The sequence below is a fragment of the Marinospirillum alkaliphilum DSM 21637 genome (assembly GCF_900119735.1).
Classification (GTDB): domain Bacteria; phylum Pseudomonadota; class Gammaproteobacteria; order Pseudomonadales; family Halomonadaceae; genus Marinospirillum; species Marinospirillum alkaliphilum.
The window spans coordinates 252,875-271,389 of sequence record NZ_FPJW01000001.1 but is presented as its reverse complement, the minus strand read 5'-3'; the positions used below and the strand labels follow the sequence as shown (position 1 = coordinate 271,389).

The 18,515-nt window shown below is 53.4% G+C and carries 24 protein-coding genes; 6 read left to right on the top strand and 18 right to left on the bottom strand.

Annotated elements, in window-relative coordinates; genetic code table 11:
• Positions 1-2: 2 nt before the first annotated feature.
• Positions 3-374 carry a YraN family protein gene (locus tag BT114_RS01355; RefSeq protein ID WP_072324512.1) on the top strand — a complete coding sequence of 124 codons (372 nt, stop codon included), beginning with the start codon at positions 3-5 and terminating at the stop codon, positions 372-374.
• A 37-nt stretch (positions 375-411) separates the two neighbouring features.
• Positions 412-1,002: a phosphoheptose isomerase gene (locus BT114_RS01350; RefSeq protein ID WP_072324511.1), complete on the top strand. Its 591-nt coding sequence runs from the start codon at positions 412-414 to the stop codon at positions 1,000-1,002.
• Positions 1,003-1,012: 10 nt separating this feature from the next.
• On the opposite strand, the gene BT114_RS01345 is transcribed toward BT114_RS01350, so the two are convergent.
• The 8 genes from BT114_RS01345 to zapE all read right to left on the bottom strand — a co-directional run bounded on the left by BT114_RS01345 (position 1,013) and on the right by zapE (position 7,186).
• Complete coding sequence (locus BT114_RS01345) at positions 1,013-1,462, bottom strand: ClpXP protease specificity-enhancing factor (RefSeq protein ID WP_072324510.1); 450 nt, start codon at positions 1,460-1,462, stop codon at positions 1,013-1,015.
• Between the two features lie 17 nt (positions 1,463-1,479).
• Entirely contained in the window at positions 1,480-2,106 is a 627-nt protein-coding gene (locus BT114_RS01340) for a glutathione S-transferase N-terminal domain-containing protein (RefSeq protein WP_072324509.1), read from the bottom strand.
• A 133-nt stretch (positions 2,107-2,239) separates the two neighbouring features.
• Positions 2,240-3,004 (bottom strand): cytochrome c1, encoded by a 765-nt coding sequence (locus BT114_RS01335; protein ID WP_072324508.1) that lies wholly within the window; start codon positions 3,002-3,004, stop codon positions 2,240-2,242.
• A complete protein-coding gene (locus BT114_RS01330; protein ID WP_072324507.1) occupies positions 3,004-4,263 on the bottom strand; it encodes a cytochrome b in 1,260 nt (419 codons plus the stop codon). Before BT114_RS01330 ends, BT114_RS01335 begins: the two co-directional genes overlap by 1 nt.
• On the bottom strand, positions 4,263-4,859 hold the full coding sequence (petA, locus tag BT114_RS01325) for a ubiquinol-cytochrome c reductase iron-sulfur subunit (RefSeq protein WP_072324506.1): 597 nt from the start codon (positions 4,857-4,859) through the stop codon (positions 4,263-4,265). The genes BT114_RS01330 and petA overlap by 1 nt, the downstream gene beginning before the upstream one ends.
• Positions 4,860-5,082: 223 nt before the next feature.
• The gene (rpsI, locus tag BT114_RS01320) at positions 5,083-5,475 is read right to left on the bottom strand and encodes a 30S ribosomal protein S9 (RefSeq protein WP_072324505.1); all 393 of its coding nucleotides are present in this window, start codon (positions 5,473-5,475) and stop codon (positions 5,083-5,085) included.
• Between the two features lie 13 nt (positions 5,476-5,488).
• Positions 5,489-5,917, bottom strand: a complete 429-nt coding sequence (rplM, locus tag BT114_RS01315) for a 50S ribosomal protein L13 (RefSeq protein WP_072324504.1) — start codon at positions 5,915-5,917, stop codon at positions 5,489-5,491.
• A 177-nt stretch (positions 5,918-6,094) separates the two neighbouring features.
• Complete coding sequence (gene zapE, locus BT114_RS01310; protein ID WP_072324503.1) at positions 6,095-7,186, bottom strand: cell division protein ZapE; 1,092 nt, start codon at positions 7,184-7,186, stop codon at positions 6,095-6,097.
• 202 nt (positions 7,187-7,388) lie between these two features.
• Here zapE and BT114_RS01305 point away from each other — a divergent pair, with 202 nt between their 5' ends.
• Positions 7,389-7,844, top strand: a complete 456-nt coding sequence (locus tag BT114_RS01305) for a Z-ring associated ZapG family protein (RefSeq protein WP_072324861.1) — start codon at positions 7,389-7,391, stop codon at positions 7,842-7,844.
• A 45-nt stretch (positions 7,845-7,889) separates the two neighbouring features.
• Here the strand turns inward: BT114_RS01305 and BT114_RS01300 are convergent, their stop codons facing one another.
• The gene (locus tag BT114_RS01300) at positions 7,890-8,645 is read right to left on the bottom strand and encodes a Nif3-like dinuclear metal center hexameric protein (protein WP_072324860.1); all 756 of its coding nucleotides are present in this window, start codon (positions 8,643-8,645) and stop codon (positions 7,890-7,892) included.
• Positions 8,646-8,808: 163 nt separating this feature from the next.
• On the opposite strand from BT114_RS01300, the gene BT114_RS01295 reads away from it, so the two are divergent.
• Positions 8,809-9,972, top strand: a complete 1,164-nt coding sequence (locus tag BT114_RS01295; protein ID WP_177247017.1) for a Do family serine endopeptidase — start codon at positions 8,809-8,811, stop codon at positions 9,970-9,972.
• Between the two features lie 127 nt (positions 9,973-10,099).
• Here the strand turns inward: BT114_RS01295 and hisD are convergent, their stop codons facing one another.
• From hisD to BT114_RS01250, 9 genes are all read right to left on the bottom strand, one after another.
• Positions 10,100-11,404, bottom strand: coding sequence for a histidinol dehydrogenase (hisD, locus tag BT114_RS01290; protein WP_072324502.1), 1,305 nt, complete (start codon positions 11,402-11,404; stop codon positions 10,100-10,102).
• A 41-nt stretch (positions 11,405-11,445) separates the two neighbouring features.
• Positions 11,446-12,087, bottom strand: coding sequence for an ATP phosphoribosyltransferase (gene hisG, locus BT114_RS01285; protein ID WP_072324501.1), 642 nt, complete (start codon positions 12,085-12,087; stop codon positions 11,446-11,448).
• 25 nt (positions 12,088-12,112) lie between these two features.
• The gene (gene murA, locus BT114_RS01280) at positions 12,113-13,375 is read right to left on the bottom strand and encodes a UDP-N-acetylglucosamine 1-carboxyvinyltransferase (protein WP_072324500.1); all 1,263 of its coding nucleotides are present in this window, start codon (positions 13,373-13,375) and stop codon (positions 12,113-12,115) included.
• A 9-nt stretch (positions 13,376-13,384) separates the two neighbouring features.
• Positions 13,385-13,645, bottom strand: coding sequence for a BolA family protein (locus BT114_RS01275; RefSeq protein ID WP_072324499.1), 261 nt, complete (start codon positions 13,643-13,645; stop codon positions 13,385-13,387).
• A 105-nt stretch (positions 13,646-13,750) separates the two neighbouring features.
• Positions 13,751-14,056, bottom strand: coding sequence for an STAS domain-containing protein (locus tag BT114_RS01270; RefSeq protein ID WP_072324498.1), 306 nt, complete (start codon positions 14,054-14,056; stop codon positions 13,751-13,753).
• Positions 14,053-14,739 carry an MlaC/ttg2D family ABC transporter substrate-binding protein gene (locus BT114_RS01265; protein WP_143142741.1) on the bottom strand — a complete coding sequence of 229 codons (687 nt, stop codon included), beginning with the start codon at positions 14,737-14,739 and terminating at the stop codon, positions 14,053-14,055. Before BT114_RS01265 ends, BT114_RS01270 begins: the two co-directional genes overlap by 4 nt.
• A 4-nt stretch (positions 14,740-14,743) precedes the next feature.
• Positions 14,744-15,208, bottom strand: a complete 465-nt coding sequence (gene mlaD, locus BT114_RS01260; protein ID WP_072324497.1) for an outer membrane lipid asymmetry maintenance protein MlaD — start codon at positions 15,206-15,208, stop codon at positions 14,744-14,746.
• 15 nt (positions 15,209-15,223) lie between these two features.
• Entirely contained in the window at positions 15,224-16,006 is a 783-nt protein-coding gene (gene mlaE, locus BT114_RS01255) for a lipid asymmetry maintenance ABC transporter permease subunit MlaE (RefSeq protein ID WP_072324496.1), read from the bottom strand.
• Complete coding sequence (locus BT114_RS01250) at positions 15,999-16,814, bottom strand: ABC transporter ATP-binding protein (protein WP_072324495.1); 816 nt, start codon at positions 16,812-16,814, stop codon at positions 15,999-16,001. The genes mlaE and BT114_RS01250 overlap by 8 nt, the downstream gene beginning before the upstream one ends.
• Before the next feature lie 119 nt (positions 16,815-16,933).
• On the opposite strand from BT114_RS01250, the gene BT114_RS01245 reads away from it, so the two are divergent.
• Together BT114_RS01245 and BT114_RS01240 are read left to right on the top strand one after the other, a co-directional pair.
• Positions 16,934-17,905 carry a KpsF/GutQ family sugar-phosphate isomerase gene (locus tag BT114_RS01245; RefSeq protein ID WP_072324494.1) on the top strand — a complete coding sequence of 324 codons (972 nt, stop codon included), beginning with the start codon at positions 16,934-16,936 and terminating at the stop codon, positions 17,903-17,905.
• Between the two features lie 61 nt (positions 17,906-17,966).
• Positions 17,967-18,515 carry a KdsC family phosphatase gene (locus BT114_RS01240; protein ID WP_072324493.1) on the top strand — a complete coding sequence of 183 codons (549 nt, stop codon included), beginning with the start codon at positions 17,967-17,969 and terminating at the stop codon, positions 18,513-18,515.

Here is an 18,515-nt window from a genome sequence, read left to right as displayed (position 1 = left end):
GCATGAAAGATCAGGGAAAGATCAGCCGCCAGATCATTGGCCAACAGGCTGAGGCAGTGGCTTGTAGCTATTTGCTAAACCATGGATTACAACTGGTTGAAAAAAACTTCCGCTGCCGCATGGGTGAAATTGACCTGATCATGCGCGACGGACAGCAACTGGTGTTTGTAGAAGTGCGCTTTCGCAGCAGTAGCGCCTATGGTGGTGCTGCAGCCAGTATCAATCATAACAAACAGCTAAAATTGCAAAGAGCAGCAGCATTTTATTTGGGACGACTGAATACCCAGCCCGCCTGTCGTTTTGATGCCGTGACCTTGTCACCGGACAGTAGCGGAAACCCTCTATGCGACAACTGGATCAAAAACGCCTTTTAATCCAGCAACCAGATGCACAGCAGCCACAGGAGCAAGCATGAGTTTTACTGAACGTATTGTACAACACTTCCACAACAGCATTGATACCAAGGTTCAGGCCAGCCAGGTTTTGCCGCCACTGATTGAGCAAGCCAGCAGAATGATGGTCGAAACCCTGTTAAACGAAGGTAAAATCCTTAGCTGTGGTAATGGTGGTTCAGCAGGTGATGCACAACACTTTTCATCTGAAATGCTCAATCGCTTTGAGCGCGAGCGCCCTAGCCTGCCCGCCATGGCACTCACCACCGACACTTCAACACTGACCTCCATTGCCAACGACTACAGCTACAACGAAATCTTTTCCAAACAGATTCGTGCGCTGGGTCAGCCAGGCGATATCCTGCTGGCCATTTCCACCAGCGGCAACTCGGCCAATATCATTCAGGCCATTCAGGCTGCTCACGAAAGGGATATGAAGGTTGTTGCACTGACTGGCAAGGATGGTGGCAATATGGCGGCGTTACTGACCCAGGAAGACTGTGAAATCCGGGTTCCCGCCAAGGTGACAGCTCGTATTCAGGAAGTTCACCTGCTGGTGATCCACTGCCTGTGTGACTTGATTGATGAACAACTGTTCGGCGGACATTAATCCGCCGCAGCTATTTAACGACTTTCAGATGGGAAACAGTGCGGCTACGAGCTGCCTGACCGGCTGCCTCGACTGTCGAATCCTCTGCTGATGTTTCAGATCCAGCATCTGCAGTAACGGCCGCAGCAACTTGCGATTCAACCAGCCGCGGCTCCTGACCAAACACCATGCCTGCTCCATTCTCACGCGCATAAATGGCTAACACAGCATCAACGGGGATATAAAGCTGCATCGGCACCCCGCCAAAACGGGCACTGAATGCCAGCGCCTGATCATCAATCAGTAAATCACGTGTGGCATCCGGTGAAATATTCAATACCAGCTGCCCATCCTGAACGTGAGCTCTGGGTACAACCACCCCATCCATATCAGCAGCAACAATGACATAAGGTGTCAATTGATTGTCCAGCAACCACTCATAAAGAGCACGGAGCAGGTAGGGGCGGCTTGAAGCAGTCATTTCAGTAATACCTGTTGTTATCTCATTTCCCGCTCAGCTTCAGACAGGCTGTCAATAAAGCCATCCCGACTGAAAGAACGTTCCATATAATCCAGCAGAGGTTTTACCTGCTTTTCTGGCAGATCAATACCAAAAAAGGGCAAACGCCAGAGGATTGGCAATACACAACAATCCACCAGACTGAACTCATCACTCATAAAGAAAGGGCGGTCAACAAAGATTGGTGAAACCCCAATGATGCTTTCTCGCAGCTCTTTGCGTGCCTTATCCACTTTTTTGGCGCTCTCATCACTGGTTAACAAATCAACAAGGGGACTCCATTCCTTTTCAATGCGGTGCACCCACAGACGACTCTGTGCACGAGCAACCGGATACACTGGCAACAAAGGTGGATGAGGAAAACGTTCATCCAGGTACTCCATCATCACCTTCGACTCATAAAGCACCAGATCACGGTCCAGCAAGGTTGGCAAACTGTTGTAGGGGTTAAGATCTGCCAGCTCGTCCGGTTTGTTGGTGGGGTTGATATCCAGCAAATCAACAGTAATGCCTTTTTCTGCCAGTACAATACGTACCCTATGACTGTAATGGTCGGAACCATCAGAGAAAAAGGTCATGGAAGAACGCTTGGTTACAACGCCCATTGATAAATCCTCACTAATCATCCAGCCCGTTACTATAACCTTTCAGGGCCGCAAAAAGCAAAAAGCGCACGATAATCGCGCGCTTTTTGCCAGCATTTACATCACATTGCGCATTTCTGCCACAACAAGCTGATCAATGCTTGATATCCCGCCAGTATTCCTTCTTCAGCAGGTACGCAAAGATGAAGAATACAAAGATGAAGATCAGCACTTTTGGACCAAGACGATCACTCTGATACTTACTGGGCTCAGCTACATACACCAGGAAGTTGGTCAGATCATAAACTGCACGATCATACTCAGCCGGAGACAGGCTGCCAGCACGTACTTCACGGAAGCAGTCGCGCGGGTTAGCAACAGTACCTTTCAGTGGATCAACAGTACGAGCTTCTACAGCATTTGGATCACAAACCAGCTCATACTCACCCTGCAGGTCCAGCAGCGGATGTGGCATACCGATATCCGCAAACACGGTATTGTTCACACCAAATGGACGGCTTGGATCCAGGTGATAACCACGCAGCAGGCTGTAGACATAATCCGCACCCTTCAAGCGTGTCATCAGGCTCAGATCCGGCGGCGGCGTGCCAAACCAGGCAGCAGCGTCAGATGCAGTCATGCCAATGCGCATCTGATCGTTGTAGGCCAGTTGCGGGCTCAGGATCAGGTTCTCCTCAATCACTTCCTGTGGAATACCCAGATCTTCAGCAGTACGGGCAAAACGCTGATGCTCCGCTGAGTGACAGCCCATGCAGTAGTTCACGAACAGGCGCGCACCATTGTGCAGGGATTCAAAGTTATAGATATCCGGCTTCATCGGATCCAGTCTGCCGGATGGGGCAGCCAGTGCCAGAGCCGGCACCAGAGCCACCAGTAATGCGATCAGTTGCTTTTTCATCAGCCGGTCACCCTTTCTGGAACTGGTTTGCACTTCTCAATTCTGGTGTAGAAAGGCATCAGAACGAAGTAGAGGAAATACACTGCAGTTGCAATCTGTGCTACTACGGTACGGCCGGGAGTAGACGGCAGCGCACCCAGAATACCCAGAACTACAAAGCTGATGCAGAACAGAACCAGTGCAACCTTGCTCATCCAGCCTTTGTAGCGGATGGATTTAACAGGGCTACGATCCAGCCAGGGCAGTACAAACAGTACAGCAATGGCAGCACCCATAAATACAACACCCAGGAACTTCGCATCCAGACCGAACAGCGAGAAGGTAATCGCGCGCAGAATGGCGTAGAAGGGTGTGAAATACCATACCGGGGCAATGTGGTCCGGAGTTTTCAGCGGGTTGGCTGGCTCAAAGTTCGGATGCTCAATGAAGAAGCCGCCCATTTCAGGGAAGTAAAACACCACGATGGCAAATACAAAGGCAAACACTGCCACACCCACAATGTCTTTCACGGTGTAGTAGGGGTGGAAAGGAATACCGTCTTTCGGCACACCGTTCTCATCCAGGTTTTCCTTGATCTCAACACCGTCCGGGTTGTTGGAGCCCACTTCGTGGAGGGCAATGATGTGCAGTACCACCAGCGCCAGAATCACGATTGGCAGAGCAACCACATGCAGGGCAAAGAAGCGGTTCAGGGTAATACCGGAGATCAGGTAGTCACCACGTACCCACTGCGCCAGATCAGGACCGATCAGCGGAATGGCACCAAACAGGGAGATGATAACCTGGGCACCCCAATAGGACATCTGACCCCAGGGCAGCATGTAGCCCATGAAGGCTTCAGCCATTAGCGCCAGATAGATGGTCATACCAAAAATCCAGATCAGCTCACGTGGCTTCTGGTAGGAGCCATACATCATGCCGCGCAGCATGTGCAGGTAAACCACCACAAAGAAAGCCGATGCACCGGTAGTGTGCATGTAGCGAATCAGCCAGCCATACTCTACATCACGCATGATGTATTCCATGGAGGCAAAGGCACCTTCAGCGGAAGGATTGTAGCTCATGGTCAGCCAGATACCGGTCAGGATCTGGTTCACCAGCATCAACAGTGCCAGAGAGCCAAAGAAGTACCAGAAGTTAAAGTTTTTGGGCGCATAATACTTGCTCAGGTGATCCTGCCACAGCTGGGTTGCAGGGAAGCGGTCATCAATCCACCGCATCAGACCTTTTTCAGCCTTTGCGCGATTCGGGTTACCCATCAGGCGTTCTCCTCATCGACACCAATGATAATGGTATTCTCGTCCAGGTAGCTGTAGGGAGGCACTTCCAGGTTAGTCGGTGCCGGCTGGTTGCGGAATACGCGACCGGACAGGTCAAAGCGTGAACCGTGACAGGGGCAAAAGAAACCACCCAACCAAGTGCTGCCGAGGTCAGCAGGAGCAACCTCAGGACGATAGGTTGGTGAACAACCCAGGTGGGTACAGATACCAATCACCACCGCGTACTCCGGCTTGATGGAGCGAGTGCGGTTTTTGGCATACACGGGCTGTTGACTGGACACATCGGAGTTGGGATCCGACAAACGGTCTTCAACCTGTGCCAAAGTTTCCAGCATTTCCGGTGTACGGTGGATGATCCATACCGGACGACCACGCCACTCAACAGTCATCTGCTGACCTGGTTCCAGCCTGGAAATATCAGCACGAGCCGGTGCACCTGCAGCACGAGCCCTGGCACTGGGATTCCAGGAGGCCACAAAAGGTACCGCAACCCCGACTGCGCCCACCGCCCCTACGACGGATGTCGCACCAACGAGGAAGCGTCGCCGCCCCTTGTTCACGCCATCATTACTCATTGAAGGTTCTCCCCATCGACAAAACTTCATTCAGGTACGCCATAGCGTCCCGAACCATTTTTCAAATAGGCCGTATCTTAAAAAAAAGCGCCAGTTAACACAAGAAAGGCGACCTTATTAAAGATAATGAATTAGTGGTATAGCTGCTTGTCGCAGCAAAAAAAAACGCCCAACCAACAGCGGCCGGGCGTTTCTTGCGGGTGGCCTGAGCCGGACCCATCGATTAACGCTTGGAGTACTGCGGACGCTTACGAGCTTTACGCAGACCCACCTTCTTACGCTCAACCATACGCGCATCACGAGTCACATATCCAGCGGCACGCAGGCTGCTGCGCAGGGACTCATCATAATCCATCAGGGCGCGGGTGATGCCGTGGCGAATTGCCCCAGCCTGACCACTGGAGCCACCACCAGCAACAGTGATGAACAGGTCAAACTTTTCAACATTACCAGTCAGTTCCAGCGGCTGCATCACGATCATGCGAGAAGTTTCGCGACCGAAATACTCAGTCAGGCTGGAGCCATTAATAGAGATCTTGCCACTGCCGGGCTTCAGAAATACACGGGCAGTGGAGGTTTTGCGACGGCCGGTGCCGTAGTTTAGATTAGCAGACATGACGACCCTTCCGTTAGATATTCAGAGTTTGCGGTTGCTGGGCAGCATGGGGGTGTTCAGCGCCGGCATAAATCTTCAGCTTGGCCAGCATGGCACGACCCAGAGGACCCTTGGGCAGCATACCCTTCACTGCACCCTGAATGACACGCTCAGGCGCATGATCAATCAGCTTTTCAAAAGACATTTCTTTGATACCACCGGGAAAACCGGTGTGGCGGTAGTACATCTTGTCCTTGGACTTGTTGCCAGTCACACGCACCTTCTCGGCGTTGATGATCACCAGGTAATCGCCAGTATCAACGTGCGGGGTGTATTCAGGCTTGTGCTTGCCACGCAGGCGGCGGGCCAGTTCAGTTGCCAGGCGACCCAGCGTTTTGTCCGTGGCATCAACCACGTACCAGTCGCGCTTTACGCTAGCTGGTTTTGCGGAAAAAGTTTTCATTAAATCAATAACCTCAGTAGGACCTTCACGACTTGGGAAACCCCAGATCGCACTGATCAATACCTATTTTTATTGGTTGTACCGAAGCCTAAGCCTTCCATACAACATCTGGACCTGAAGAATACAAGCTTTTCAGGAGCGCGAATTCTATACCAGCATAAGCGCTGCGTCCAGCCCCTAGGGTTTATGTTCACGCCCCAGATACTCGTGCGACTGCATCTCAAGCAAGCGACTTTTGGTACGCTCAATTTCAAAAGCCAGATTGCCGCCGGTATACAATTGATCAATTGGTACTGCCGCAGAAATGATCACCTTGACGTTACGATCATAAAACTCGTCGATCAGGTTAATGAAGCGGCGGGTCTGATCATCTTTTTCCCGGCCCAGTTGCGGCACATTGGACAAGAGCACGGTCTGGAAAATTTTTGACAGCTCAATGTAGTCGTACTGACTACGGGGGCCATCACAAAGCGTCGAAAAATCAAACCAGGCCACCTGATCATGACAACGCCGGGCAACAATCGGACGACCATTAATATCTATCGCCAGATCACGCTGCCCCTCCACCATCACCATCGCTTCAAAACTGCGATTCAGGCTGGCATCCGCTTCTGCATCCAATGGTGAGTGATAAATTTCTGCCTGCTCCAGGGTACGCAGACGGTAATCAACACCACTATCCACATTCACTACTTCGGTATAACGCTTCAGCAGATCTATCGCCGGCAAAAAACGGGCACGCTGCAAACCGTCTTTGTAGAGGCCGTCAGGCACAATATTGGAGGTGGTGACCAGCACCACACCTTCTTCAAACAGCGCCTCCATCAGGTTGCCAAGGATCATGGCATCAGTGATGTCCTTGACAAAAAACTCATCCAGACAAAGCACCCGAATTTCTTTGGCCAACTCTTTGGCAACCAGCTTCAGCGGGTTGGGCTGACCATCAAATCTTTTAAGATCCGCATGCACCCGCTGCATGAAGCGGTGAAAATGATTACGCATTTTCTGGTCAAACGGCAGACACTCATAGAAGGTATCAACCAGGTAGGTTTTACCGCGACCCACACCACCCCAGAAATAGAGCCCCTTGATGGGCTCCGCCTTCTTGCCACGCCCAGTCAGACGCGACAATAAACCGCTGCGCGCAGGCTTGTTTGCCACCAATTCATCATGCAGTCTTTGCAAGTGCTCCACCGCCATCTTTTGCGCTGGATCCGACTTGAAGTCTTCTCGCTGAAGGTCCTGCTGATAACGCTCCATTGGAGTCATCTGTACTTCACCTTTTCTGTATTCACTGGTTGTTGCAGGAAAATCGGCTGATTATACGCAACTCACCCCACCCTCCCAACCCCGTGCGACCAATGGATTGTGTCTGGATACCTCAGGTCTTGACCACAAGTCTGTACTGGCCGATATAATGCACGGGTAACCATCCGGGCGGAGTTTGCCGCCCTTTGCTGAGGAGCTGCGTGTGACTTTTGCCGATATTCAATGGGTTTATGTGATTACCGCCTTTCTGATCGGCGCCGGCCTGGGCGCACTGGCCTATCATCTAATGAACTCCAGTGTGGCCAATAGCATCCGGATTCGTCATCAGCTGACTGAACGTGAACTGGAGCTTAACCAGCTCAAAGAAAGTCTCAACGACCATTTTGCTCGTACCGCTGACGGTCTTTCCTCCATGAGCAAACAACTGAAAGACATGGAAGACCAGTTGCTGAATGATGCCGGACGGCTGTGCAGTGATGAGGGTGTCATTAAAAAACTGACCAACACTAATGAAAAGACCAGCAAAACTCAAAGCGCAACCACAACAGAAGAAAGCCTTGTTGAACCACCACGCGACTACGCTTCAGACAAGGCGCGCGGCACCCTGTCTGAGGATTTTGGTTTGAAACCAGAAGTGTTTGAGCCACCGCGCAACTGATCAGAGGCTTCCCAGGCGGGCCGCCAAAGCCGGCCCAGCCTTGAATTACACCGGGTTGTGAATATCCACAAACTCACACTCGATGCCCAGATTTGCTGCCAACCAGCCACCCAGCGCTTTAACGCCATAACGCTCGGTGGCATGGTGACCGGCAGCAAAATAATCAATACCCAACTCCCTGGCCTGATGCAGTGTCTGCTCGCTGACTTCACCACTGATGTAAGCATCCACCCCCAGTTCCGCTGCACGCACGATGCCGCCCTGAGCAGCGCCGGTGCACCAGGCCAGGGTTCGAATCGGTCGATCATGACCCTGTAAATGCAAAGGGCGCTGCCCCAGTCGCTGCTCCAGATGCACAACCAGGTCACGAGCCTCCCAAGCCTGGCGTAACTGACCGGTTAAACCAAACGACCAGCCACCACCCTCCATACTGCCAGTGACGTCCAAATCCAACACTTCCGCCAACTGTTGATTATTGCCATGCACCGGGTGAGCATCCAGCGGCAAATGATAAGCCAGCAGACTGATGCCACGCTGCATCAAACTGGCCACACGCCGCCCCTTGATACCGGTCAAAGGCAGGGATTCACCCTTCCAGAAATACCCATGGTGCACCAGTAAAGCATCTGCATCACGTGCAATGGCTGCATCAATCAGCGCCTGACTGGCGGTCACACCTGTCACCACACGCTGGACTTCTGATCGGCCCTCAATTTGTAATCCATTAGGGCAATAATCCTGGAAAGCGGCCACTTCCAGATGAGAATCCAACAACTGCACCAGATCTACCAGCCTGACCACAACAACACCTCCCACCTGAATTTTGCTGCCTGAACTTTTGCAACCAAACTTTTGCAGCTTCTTTTGCAACTTGGTTTTTTGCCAGTTTGCCCCAACATCAGAGCAAACCCAATGCGCTTATTGTAAGATAAAAGAAGCAAGCCTAGCCGAGAGACTCTTTATAATGCGTTTTCTGAAGCCCCAACTCGTCTGGCCCGTAATCAGTGGCCTACTACTGGCTGCACTGCTGCTGCAGACCTTTCCGGGCTTATCAGGGCAGCAGGGTGCAAGCAATAATGTCCGCGCTGAAATCCGTACCAGCGAGCCTATATTGGTGCCTCGTCAGGATGGCCCTGTCTCTTACGCCGGCGCCGTGCGCCAGGCAGCACCATCGGTGGTGAATATCTACACCACCAAGGTGGTGGAGCAGCAGATCAACCCCCTGATGAACGATCCCTTTTTCCGGCATTTTTTTGGCCCGGGCGGTCAACCACGCCAGCAGCGCATGCAATCCAGCCTGGGATCCGGTGTTATTGTCAGCAGTGAAGGCTACATTCTCACCAATCATCATGTGGTCAGTGGTGCGGATGAAATTCGTGTTGCCCTGCGCGATGGCCGCGAAACCTTTGCACGCATTATCGGTAGTGATCCGGATTCGGATCTGGCAGTACTGCGCATCGAGCTGGACAACCTGCCCGCTATTGCCCTGGCATCCTCTGACACCCTTGAAGTGGGTGATGTGGTGCTGGCCATCGGCAATCCTTTTGGTGTCGGGCAAACCGTCACTCAGGGCATTGTCAGTGCACTGGGTCGCAACAGTCTGGGCATCAATACCTTTGAAGACTTCATTCAGACTGATGCGGCCATCAACCCCGGCAACTCGGGTGGTGCATTAATCAACCCTTACGGCCAGTTACTGGGCATCAACACCGCCATTTTCAGTCGCAGTGGCGGCTCCCAGGGCATAGGTTTTGCCATTCCATCCAACCTGGCAAGACAGATCATGGTGGATCTGATCAATGAAGGGTTTGTGGTACGTGGCTGGCTGGGCATTGAGGTACAGGAAATGACCCCGGCACTGGCTCAATCCTTGCGTCTGGATAGTCCGCGCGGGGTACTGGTTGCCGGACTGCTGCGTAATGGGCCGGCTCATAACGCGGGCCTGCAGCCCGGTGATGTGATTGTTGCCATCAACGGCCAACGTGTAAGTGGCGCACGCGAAACCATTAACTTTATAGCCAGCCTCAGACCTGAAACCCAGATCACTCTGGAAGTCGTGAGAGAAGGGCGCAGTCGTAACCTGACGGCTACTATCGGGCAGCGCCCTTCTTCACCCAGAAGAGGCTAACCAGCGGGTCACCTAGAAGAAGCTAATCAGCGGATCACCAAGAACAGGCTGATCAGCGGGTCACCAAGGCAAAGCTCATCAGTGGATCGACAAGATGAGCTTCATCAAGAGATTCTTGAAGCTGATTTCAGCGCTTTACCCGATAACGAGCAGATCGGGCATGGGCTGTTAGTGATTCGCCATCCGCCAGCTCACCAGCAATCCGTCCGAGGGTATCTGCACCCTCGGCAGAACAGAAGATCAGTGAAGAACGCTTCTGGAAGTCATACACTCCCAGCGGTGAAGAAAAGCGCGCGGTTCCCGAAGTGGGCAACACGTGATTCGGACCGGCACAATAATCACCCACTGCCTCAGCCGTGTAACGCCCCATGAAAATGGCACCGGCATGGCGGATACCCGGCAGCCAGGCTTTTGGATCGGCTACCGACAACTCCAGGTGTTCCGGTGCAATCCGATTGATCATGTCCAGCGCTTCAGCTTCCGATGCCACCTGAATCAGGGCACCACGGCTTTCCAGCGAAGTGCGAATGATGTCAGCACGCTCCATTTCCGGCAGCAGGCGATTGATGCTTGCCTCCACCTGATCCAGCCAGGCTGCATCCCAGCTCACCAGAATCGACTGAGCATCTTCATCATGTTCAGCCTGAGAAAACAGATCCATGGCAATCCAGTCCGGATCGGTCTGGCCATCACCAACCACCAGGATCTCGGAAGGTCCGGCAATCATGTCGATGCCAACCTTGCCAAATACCGCACGCTTGGCAGTGGCGACATAAATATTGCCCGGCCCCACAATCTTATCGACTGGCGGCACACTTTCTGTGCCATAAGCCAGTGCAGCAACCGCCTGAGCACCACCGATGGCAAATACCCTGGTGACACCGCACAACCAGGCTGCACCCAGCACCAATGGATTCAGTTCACCGCCGGGAGCCGGTGCAACCATGATGATTTCTTTTACCCCGGCAACCTTGGCAGGCAGTACATTCATCAAAACCGATGAAGGGTAAGCCGCTTTACCACCCGGTACATAAACACCAACACGATCCAGTGGCACCACCTGCTGACCCAGTAACGTGCCATCAGCTTCGGTGTATTCCCAGGAACCCTGGCGCTGATGCTCGTGATAGGCAGTCACGCGGTCTGCCGCTGCCTGCAAAGCTTCACGTCGCGCTTGTGGCAGGCTATGAAACGCAGCTTCCAGCTGCTGCTGACTCACCACCAGCGCATTAAAATCAGTCGCCGGGTGACGATCAAACTGCTGGGTATAAGCCAATACCGCTGTATCACCCTGTACACGAACCTGTTGAATGATGTCATCCACACGCTGCTGCACATCATGGCTGGACACACCCTCCCAGGCCAACAGCTGGTCCAGGGTGGCATTAAAATCAGCATCCGAGGCTTTCAGTCTTCTAATGGCAAGCGTCATGGGTTTACCTCATCTCAAAACAGGAAAATCTTGCAGGCACTTCAGGCGGTACGTGCTTCAACTGCGGCGGTCAGACGCTCCAGCAAAGGCTGAATCTGCCGGTACTTCATTTTCATGGAGGCCTGATTCACCACCAGACGAGAAGATATATCTGCAATGAATTCGCGTGGCTCCAGGCCATTGGCTCGCAGGGTATTGCCGGTATCCACAATATCCACAATTTCGTCAGCCAACCCCATGATGGGAGCCAACTCCATACCGCCATACAGCTTGATCAGATCCACCTGAATGCCCTGCTCGGCGTACCAACGCTTGGCCGTATTCACAAACTTGGTGGCCACCCGACGACGCCCTTCAGGCCTGGGAGCACCCTTGATGGCCGCAGTCATCAGGCGACAGGCAGCAATCCGCAGATCCAGCGGCTCATACATGCCTTCACCACCATGTTCCATCAGCACATCCTTACCAGACACCCCCAGATCCGCCGCACCCAGCGATACATAAGTGGGCACATCAGTGGCACGGATTACCAATAAACGCACACCTGGCAGGTTGGTGTCAAAAATCAGCTTACGGCTCTTGTTGATGTCTTCTGCAGGGTGAATACCGGCATCAGCCAAGAGTGGCAGGGTGTCATCCAGAATACGGCCCTTGGAAAGGGCCAGCGTCAGGCTTTGTGGCATGAGTATCTCTTGATCTTTAACTAATTCAGGAAGCAATGCGTCGGATACGTGCACCCAGCAACATCAATTTTTCCTCGATGCACTCATAACCCCGATCAATGTGATAAATACGGTCAACCAGGGTTTCACCTTCAGCCACCAGCGCTGAAATCACCAGGCTGGCAGAGGCCCGCAGATCAGTGGCCATTACCGGCGCACCGGTCAGGCGCTCAACACCACGAATGATGGCTGTGTTGCCTTCCACCAGAATATCCGCACCCATGCGCTGCATTTCCTGCACATGCATAAAGCGGTTTTCGAAAATGGTTTCAATGACTGTACCAGTGCCTTCAGCGGTAGCATTCAATGCCATGAACTGGGCCTGCATATCCGTCGGAAAAGCCGGGTAAGGCGCTGTTTTGATGCTCACAGCCTTGGGGCGACGCCCATGCATGTTCAGTTCAATCCAGTCATCACCCGTTGTGATGTCTGCACCGGCTTCTTCCAGCTTGACCAGTACCGCATCCAGAATATCCGGACGTGTTTGTTTAACCCTGACTCGGCCGCGCGTAGCTGCACCCGCAACCAGAAAGGTACCGGTTTCAATACGGTCAGCGATGACATCAAAATGACAGCCTTTCAGCGCTTCAACACCTTCAATGATAATGGTGTCAGTGCCATGACCACGAATGTCAGCACCCATGGCAATCAGGAACTCGGCCAGATCCACCACTTCCGGTTCACGGGCTGCGTTTTCCAGCAGGGTACGCCCTTCTGCCAGCGCTGCCGCCATCATCAGGTTTTCGGTACCGGTTACGGTAACCGTATCAAAAACAATACGCGCGCCCTTCAGACGTCCATTCACCTTACCGCGAATGTAACCCTCTTCAACACGGATTTCGGCACCCATCTGCTTCAAGCCATTCAGGTGCAGGTTGACCGGGCGACTGCCGATGGCACAACCACCCGGCAAAGACACCTCAGCCTCACCATAACGGGCCATCAGTGGGCCCAGCACCAGAATCGAGGCGCGCATGGTTTTCACCAGCTCATAGGGGGCACGGCAATTTTTCAGGTGCCCGGCATCCAGCTCCAGCGACATCTTTTCATCCACAACGGCCTGCACACCCATACCACCCAGCAGCTCAATCATGGTGGTAATGTCATGCAGGTGTGGCAAATTGCCGATAGAAACCGGACCTTTCACCAGCAGGCTGGCAGCCAGAATCGGCAAGGCAGAGTTTTTGGCGCCGGAAATCCAGACTTCGCCGTCCAGCGGTGCACCGCCGGTGATCATCAGTTTATCCATGAAGAAACCTTAAAAAACCATCAGGGTTTTGGCTTTTTCCCACTGTTCGGGAGTGTAGGTTTTTAACGCCATGGCATGCAGCTTGTCACTGGCAAACTCTTCACTCAGAGCAGCAAAAACCAGCTGCTGCTTTTTCACCGGGCTAGGGAGGGTGGCAAACACTTCACCAATGGCGATCACTTCAAAGTGACGACCATCCTCACCCTTTACGATGAACTCGCACTGGGGCAGGCGGCTTTCCAGCAGTTCTTTGAGCGCTTGAGCTTGCATGGCAGTTCCTCATCAGTCACTCCCCGGGGGAGCCTGGGTTTAAATTGCAAAAAATTCAGGGCTGGCATGATAACCGAAAACCGGCTGCAAGGGCAGCCACGACTGTCAACCAGCAGCTGTTTGGCGGGTAAAAGGCAGCAGTTGATGCAGATCACTCAACTCTGCCACTTTCATCAACTGCTCGGAGGGATTGGTCAGCGTCAGCTTAACACCCCGGTTTTCACATTCGCGATACCAGGACAACAACACCAGCAGTAGGGCCGCCCCCCCACTGGCCTCCAGCAAATCAACACAGGGGTTTTCACCCGTGCGAATCTCAAGCGCCGCAACCAGTGCAGCAGCTTGATCCCGATCCACTTCACCACTGAGTTTCCAGGTAGCCAGCGCCAGGGAACTTAACCGGGCTTTCATGCATCCTCATCCTGCGACTGAATTTCTTCCAGTGCCTGATCCGGTGACCAATTATTTATCACACGATCAAAATCCCGGTTATGTTCACGCATGGCACGATCAAACTGGCTGTTAAAGGTCAAACCCAGGTTCACACCGTTCACAATCAGATTAATGATTTTCCATTCATCGTTGTGACGACGCAGGGTGAACACCACCGGGTAGCGTTTACCATCTGCAGCCACCACTTCCAGCTCAACATTATCCTGATCTTCAAAACGTGCCGGACGCTCACGGAATACCAGATCAAAAGCCTGGTAATCAAAGTTCATCAAACCCTGCCCGAAGGTGCGCACCAGGGTACTGCGGAACACCTCCGCAAAACGGCTGCGCTGTTCAGGTGTGGCCGCCCGAAAATAGCGCCCACCCATCACCCTGGCACTGATGTAACGGAAATCGACGTAAGACTCCATGGCATCATCCAGTGCTCTGTAAAGCTGGTCTGGATGCTGATTGAATTGCCCCTTGTTCTCTTCAAATGCGACGGTCAGGTCTGCAATGCCGGCCTCCACCACCTGCCAGGGTGAGCGAACCTCTGCCATCGCTCTGGCTTGCAACAGGCTGATGGAAACCAGACCGAAAAACAGCAGGGAGGTTACCAGCAGCCTTCCACTGCCGGGTTGTTGCTGCAAATGCTGGTTCACGGTGTTAGTCCCTTGTTGAGTTGGTAATGAATTGATTTATCAACTGCTCAAGAATCAATGCTGACTGGGTGTCTCTCAGCGTACCGCCATGCACCAGCATTTCATCATCAATGCCTGGTGTCAGGCTAATGTAGTTGTCTCCCAACAAACCAGACGTCTGTATGGCTGCTGCAGTATCCAGGCTCAGTTTCCCTTTCAGTCGCTCATCCAGCTGCATGACCACCCGTGCTTCAAACCACTCTTCATCCAGTTCTATACTGGTCACACGGCCAACCACCACACCCGCCAAAGTGACCTTGGAGCGAGGTTTCAACCCCCCGATATCACCAAAAAAAGCTTCCACTTCAAAGTTGCTGCGCCCCGGATCATAAGTCAGGCCGCTAACCTTGAAGGCCAGAAACACCAGCGCCAGCAAACCCAGCAGCATAAAGCCACCCACTGACACTTCCACCCAGCGCTGATTACGCATGCTTAACTCCATTCCTTACAAATTGCTGAACATCAGGGCAGTCAGGACAAAATCCAGACCCAACACTGCCAGTGATGAATAAACCACGGTCTTGGTGGTGGCTCGGCTGATGCCTTCCGAGGTGGGCACCAGATCATAACCCTGGAATACCGCAATCCAGGTCACCACAAAGGCAAACACCAGGCTCTTGATCAGCCCGTTGACCACATCCTCACGAAACCCCACGGCAGACTGCATGTTGCTCCAGAAGGCACCGGGGTCAACACCCAGCCAGTCAACACCGACCAACCAGCCGCCACCAATGCCCACCATGGCAAAAATCAGCGACAGAATCGGCAGGGCAAAAAAACCGGCCAATAACCGGGGTGCCACAATACGGCGCAGTGGATCAACACCAATCATTTCCATGCTGGATAACTGCTCGGTGGCCTTCATCAAACCTATCTCGGCAGTCAGTGCAGAACCTGCCCGACCGGCAAACAACAATGCAGCAACCACCGGAGCCAACTCACGCGTCAAACTCAGCGCCACCATCTGCCCCAGTGCCTGCTCAGCACCAAAATCCACCAGAATGGTGTAACCCTGCAAACCCAGCACCATGCCAATGAACAAGCCGGAGACCAGGATGATGATCAGCGACAGCACACCCACCGCATAAACCTGTTGAACCCACAGGCGAAAGGCTTCGCTGCTGCGCGGCCAGCCAACCAGTGATTGCATGAGGAAAACGCCTGAGCGCCCCAGTGCAGCAATCACCAGAAGCCCACTTCGTCCCAGCCCTGCTAACCAATCAAGCATTTGCCACTCCTTCAGAGGCAAAAAGATCATCCCGAAAACTCGGAGCTGGATAATGAAAAGGCACCGGACCATCTGGCAGGCCAGCCACAAACTGACGAACATCAGCCTGCTCAGAAGCCTGCAGTTCAGCAGGAGTACCCTCAGCAATCACCTTGCCACCGGCCAGAATATAGGCGTAATCAGCAATCGACAGGGTTTCAGCAATGTCATGGGAAACAATGACGGATGTCAGCCCCAACGCCTGATTCAAGCGCTTGATCAACTGCACCAGCACCCCCATGGAAATGGGGTCCTGGCCAACAAAGGGTTCATCGTACATCAGCAACTCAGGGTCCAGAGCGATGGCTCGTGCCAGTGCTACCCGGCGCGTCATGCCGCCAGACAGTTCAGAAGGCATCAGATGCCTGGCACCCCGTAATCCCACCGCCTCCAGCTTGATCAGCACCAGATCACGAATCATCTGCTCAGACAGACTGGTGTGCACCCGCAGGGGAAATGCCACATTCTCGAATACCGTCATGTCGGTAAACAAGGCACCTGACTGGAACAACATACCCATGCGGCTTCGCAGCGCAAACAATTGCCTGCGCCCCAGCCTGGGCACTTCCTGTCCGAACACCTTGATCTGACCCTGATCAGGCTTTAACTGCCCACCAAGCAAACGCAACAGTGTTGTTTTTCCAGTGCCACTTGGCCCCATGACTGCAGTGATCTTGCCTTTTTGCAGGCGCAGGTTCACACCCGAAAAAATGGGGTTATCACCGCGACTGAAACACAGCTTGTCCACTTCGACCAGATAATCCTGCATCCGGTTCTCCGGCTGGATGTACAATTGAAAAAAGTTATAATCTAAAGACTCACGGCACCCGGCACAAGTCTGGACTGCCGCTTTTGCACCTGACGCCATCAATGGACCTACCCTGACGCATGACAACAAGTGACCACCTGAGCGCTGCACGGCGCACCCTGCAACTGGAAATAGAAGCCCTGCAGGAAATTCTTGGCCATCTTGACCAAACCTTCAGTGAAGCCTGCGAACTGATGCTGAAGTGTCAAGGACGTATTGTTGTCACTGGCATGGGTAAGTCCGGCCATATTGGCAACAAAATTGCTGCCACGCTTGCCAGTACCGGCACCCCCGCATTTTTCATGCATCCCGGTGAAGCGAGCCATGGCGATCTGGGCATGGTGACGCGTAATGACCTGGTGCTGGCATTATCCAACTCAGGCGAAACCCAGGAAGTCACCTCGTTATTACCCTTATTAAAGCGCCTGGGTATCCCCGTGGTCAGCATGACCGGTGCACCTGCATCCACCCTGGCACGTGAAGCCACCCTGCACCTGAACGTGGCCGTCAGCCGTGAAGCCTGCCCACTGAACCTGGCCCCCACCTCCAGCACCACCGCTGCCCTGGCACTGGGTGATGCACTGGCCATCGCCCTGCTGGAAGCCAGAGGCTTTGGCCCGGATGATTTTGCCATGTCTCACCCGGGTGGCAGCCTGGGTCGCCGCTTGTTATTGCGCGTCAGCGACATCATGCATGCGGGCGACACCATTCCTTGCGTGACCCCGGCTACCAGTCTGCGCGAAGCATTACTGGAAATGACTCGCAAAGGCCTGGGTTTCACCTGCATTGCTGATGAACAGAAGCAGCTGCTGGGTGTCTATACCGACGGTGACCTGCGTCGCACGCTGGATCAGGCGATTGACTTTCACAGTTTAAGTGTCAGTGATGTCATGACACGCGGCTGCAAAAGTATCCAGCCAGACTTGCTGGCAGCAGAAGCAGTGCACCTGATGGAAGAAAACAAGATCAACGCCCTGCCGGTGACAGACTCCGATAACCGGCTTGTTGGCGCACTCAACATGCACGACCTGCTGCGAGCCGGGGTTATCTGATATAGTCCTGCCTCTTTTGCAGTCTTCAACTCCTGTAGCACTGAACTCTGAGTGAGTACCCATGGAAATTTCTGATGCCCTGCTGGAAAAACTTCGCCCCCTGCGTCTGATGGTGCTGGATGTTGACGGTGTGCTGACTGACGGCAGTCTTTTTTTTCATGTTGACGGCAGCGAAACCAAAGCCTTTAACACTCAGGATGGTCAGGGCATCAAACTGCTGCAGGCCAGCGGTGTTGAAGTTGCCATTATCACCGGGCGCGACTCCAGCATTGTCAGCCAGCGCGCTGCGGCCCTGAAAATCAACAACGTGATGCAGGGCCGTGAAGACAAGATCAACGCCTTGAGTGAGCTGGTTGCCAAGCTCGGACTTGACTGGAATCAGGTGGGCTATTGTGGCGACGATCTGCCGGACCTGGCCGCCATCCGCAAAGCCGGTTTTGGTGCCAGCGTACCCAATGCTCCCGACTATATCCGCCAGCACAGTGACTATGTCACTCAGCGAGCCGGCGGTCAGGGTGCGGTGCGTGAATTGACTGACCTGATCATGAAAGCTCAGGGCAACTGGCAAGCCTGCCTCAACCACTACCTTTACAGCCAGCGCAGCCACTGA

Bases quoted from the DNA above. Each gene is read 5' to 3' on its own strand.
- BT114_RS01355 (WP_072324512.1), top strand. From the start codon at position 3: ATGAAAGATCAGGGAAAGATCAGCCGCCAGATCATTGGCCAACAGGCT.
- BT114_RS01350 (WP_072324511.1), top strand. From the start codon at position 412: ATGAGTTTTACTGAACGTATTGTACAACACTTCCACAACAGCATTGAT.
- BT114_RS01345 (WP_072324510.1), bottom strand. From the start codon at position 1,462: ATGACTGCTTCAAGCCGCCCCTACCTGCTCCGTGCTCTTTATGAGTGG.
- BT114_RS01340 (WP_072324509.1), bottom strand. From the start codon at position 2,106: ATGGGCGTTGTAACCAAGCGTTCTTCCATGACCTTTTTCTCTGATGGT.
- BT114_RS01335 (WP_072324508.1), bottom strand. From the start codon at position 3,004: ATGAAAAAGCAACTGATCGCATTACTGGTGGCTCTGGTGCCGGCTCTG.
- BT114_RS01330 (WP_072324507.1), bottom strand. From the start codon at position 4,263: ATGGGTAACCCGAATCGCGCAAAGGCTGAAAAAGGTCTGATGCGGTGG.
- petA (WP_072324506.1), bottom strand. From the start codon at position 4,859: ATGAGTAATGATGGCGTGAACAAGGGGCGGCGACGCTTCCTCGTTGGT.
- rpsI (WP_072324505.1), bottom strand. From the start codon at position 5,475: ATGTCTGCTAATCTAAACTACGGCACCGGCCGTCGCAAAACCTCCACT.
- rplM (WP_072324504.1), bottom strand. From the start codon at position 5,917: ATGAAAACTTTTTCCGCAAAACCAGCTAGCGTAAAGCGCGACTGGTAC.
- zapE (WP_072324503.1), bottom strand. From the start codon at position 7,186: ATGACTCCAATGGAGCGTTATCAGCAGGACCTTCAGCGAGAAGACTTC.
- BT114_RS01295 (WP_177247017.1), top strand. From the start codon at position 8,809: ATGCGTTTTCTGAAGCCCCAACTCGTCTGGCCCGTAATCAGTGGCCTA.
- hisD (WP_072324502.1), bottom strand. From the start codon at position 11,404: ATGACGCTTGCCATTAGAAGACTGAAAGCCTCGGATGCTGATTTTAAT.
- hisG (WP_072324501.1), bottom strand. From the start codon at position 12,087: ATGCCACAAAGCCTGACGCTGGCCCTTTCCAAGGGCCGTATTCTGGAT.
- murA (WP_072324500.1), bottom strand. From the start codon at position 13,375: ATGGATAAACTGATGATCACCGGCGGTGCACCGCTGGACGGCGAAGTC.
- BT114_RS01275 (WP_072324499.1), bottom strand. From the start codon at position 13,645: ATGCAAGCTCAAGCGCTCAAAGAACTGCTGGAAAGCCGCCTGCCCCAG.
- BT114_RS01270 (WP_072324498.1), bottom strand. From the start codon at position 14,056: ATGAAAGCCCGGTTAAGTTCCCTGGCGCTGGCTACCTGGAAACTCAGT.
- mlaD (WP_072324497.1), bottom strand. From the start codon at position 15,208: ATGCGTAATCAGCGCTGGGTGGAAGTGTCAGTGGGTGGCTTTATGCTG.
- mlaE (WP_072324496.1), bottom strand. From the start codon at position 16,006: ATGCTTGATTGGTTAGCAGGGCTGGGACGAAGTGGGCTTCTGGTGATT.
- BT114_RS01250 (WP_072324495.1), bottom strand. From the start codon at position 16,814: ATGCAGGATTATCTGGTCGAAGTGGACAAGCTGTGTTTCAGTCGCGGT.
- BT114_RS01245 (WP_072324494.1), top strand. From the start codon at position 16,934: ATGACAACAAGTGACCACCTGAGCGCTGCACGGCGCACCCTGCAACTG.
- BT114_RS01240 (WP_072324493.1), top strand. From the start codon at position 17,967: ATGGAAATTTCTGATGCCCTGCTGGAAAAACTTCGCCCCCTGCGTCTG.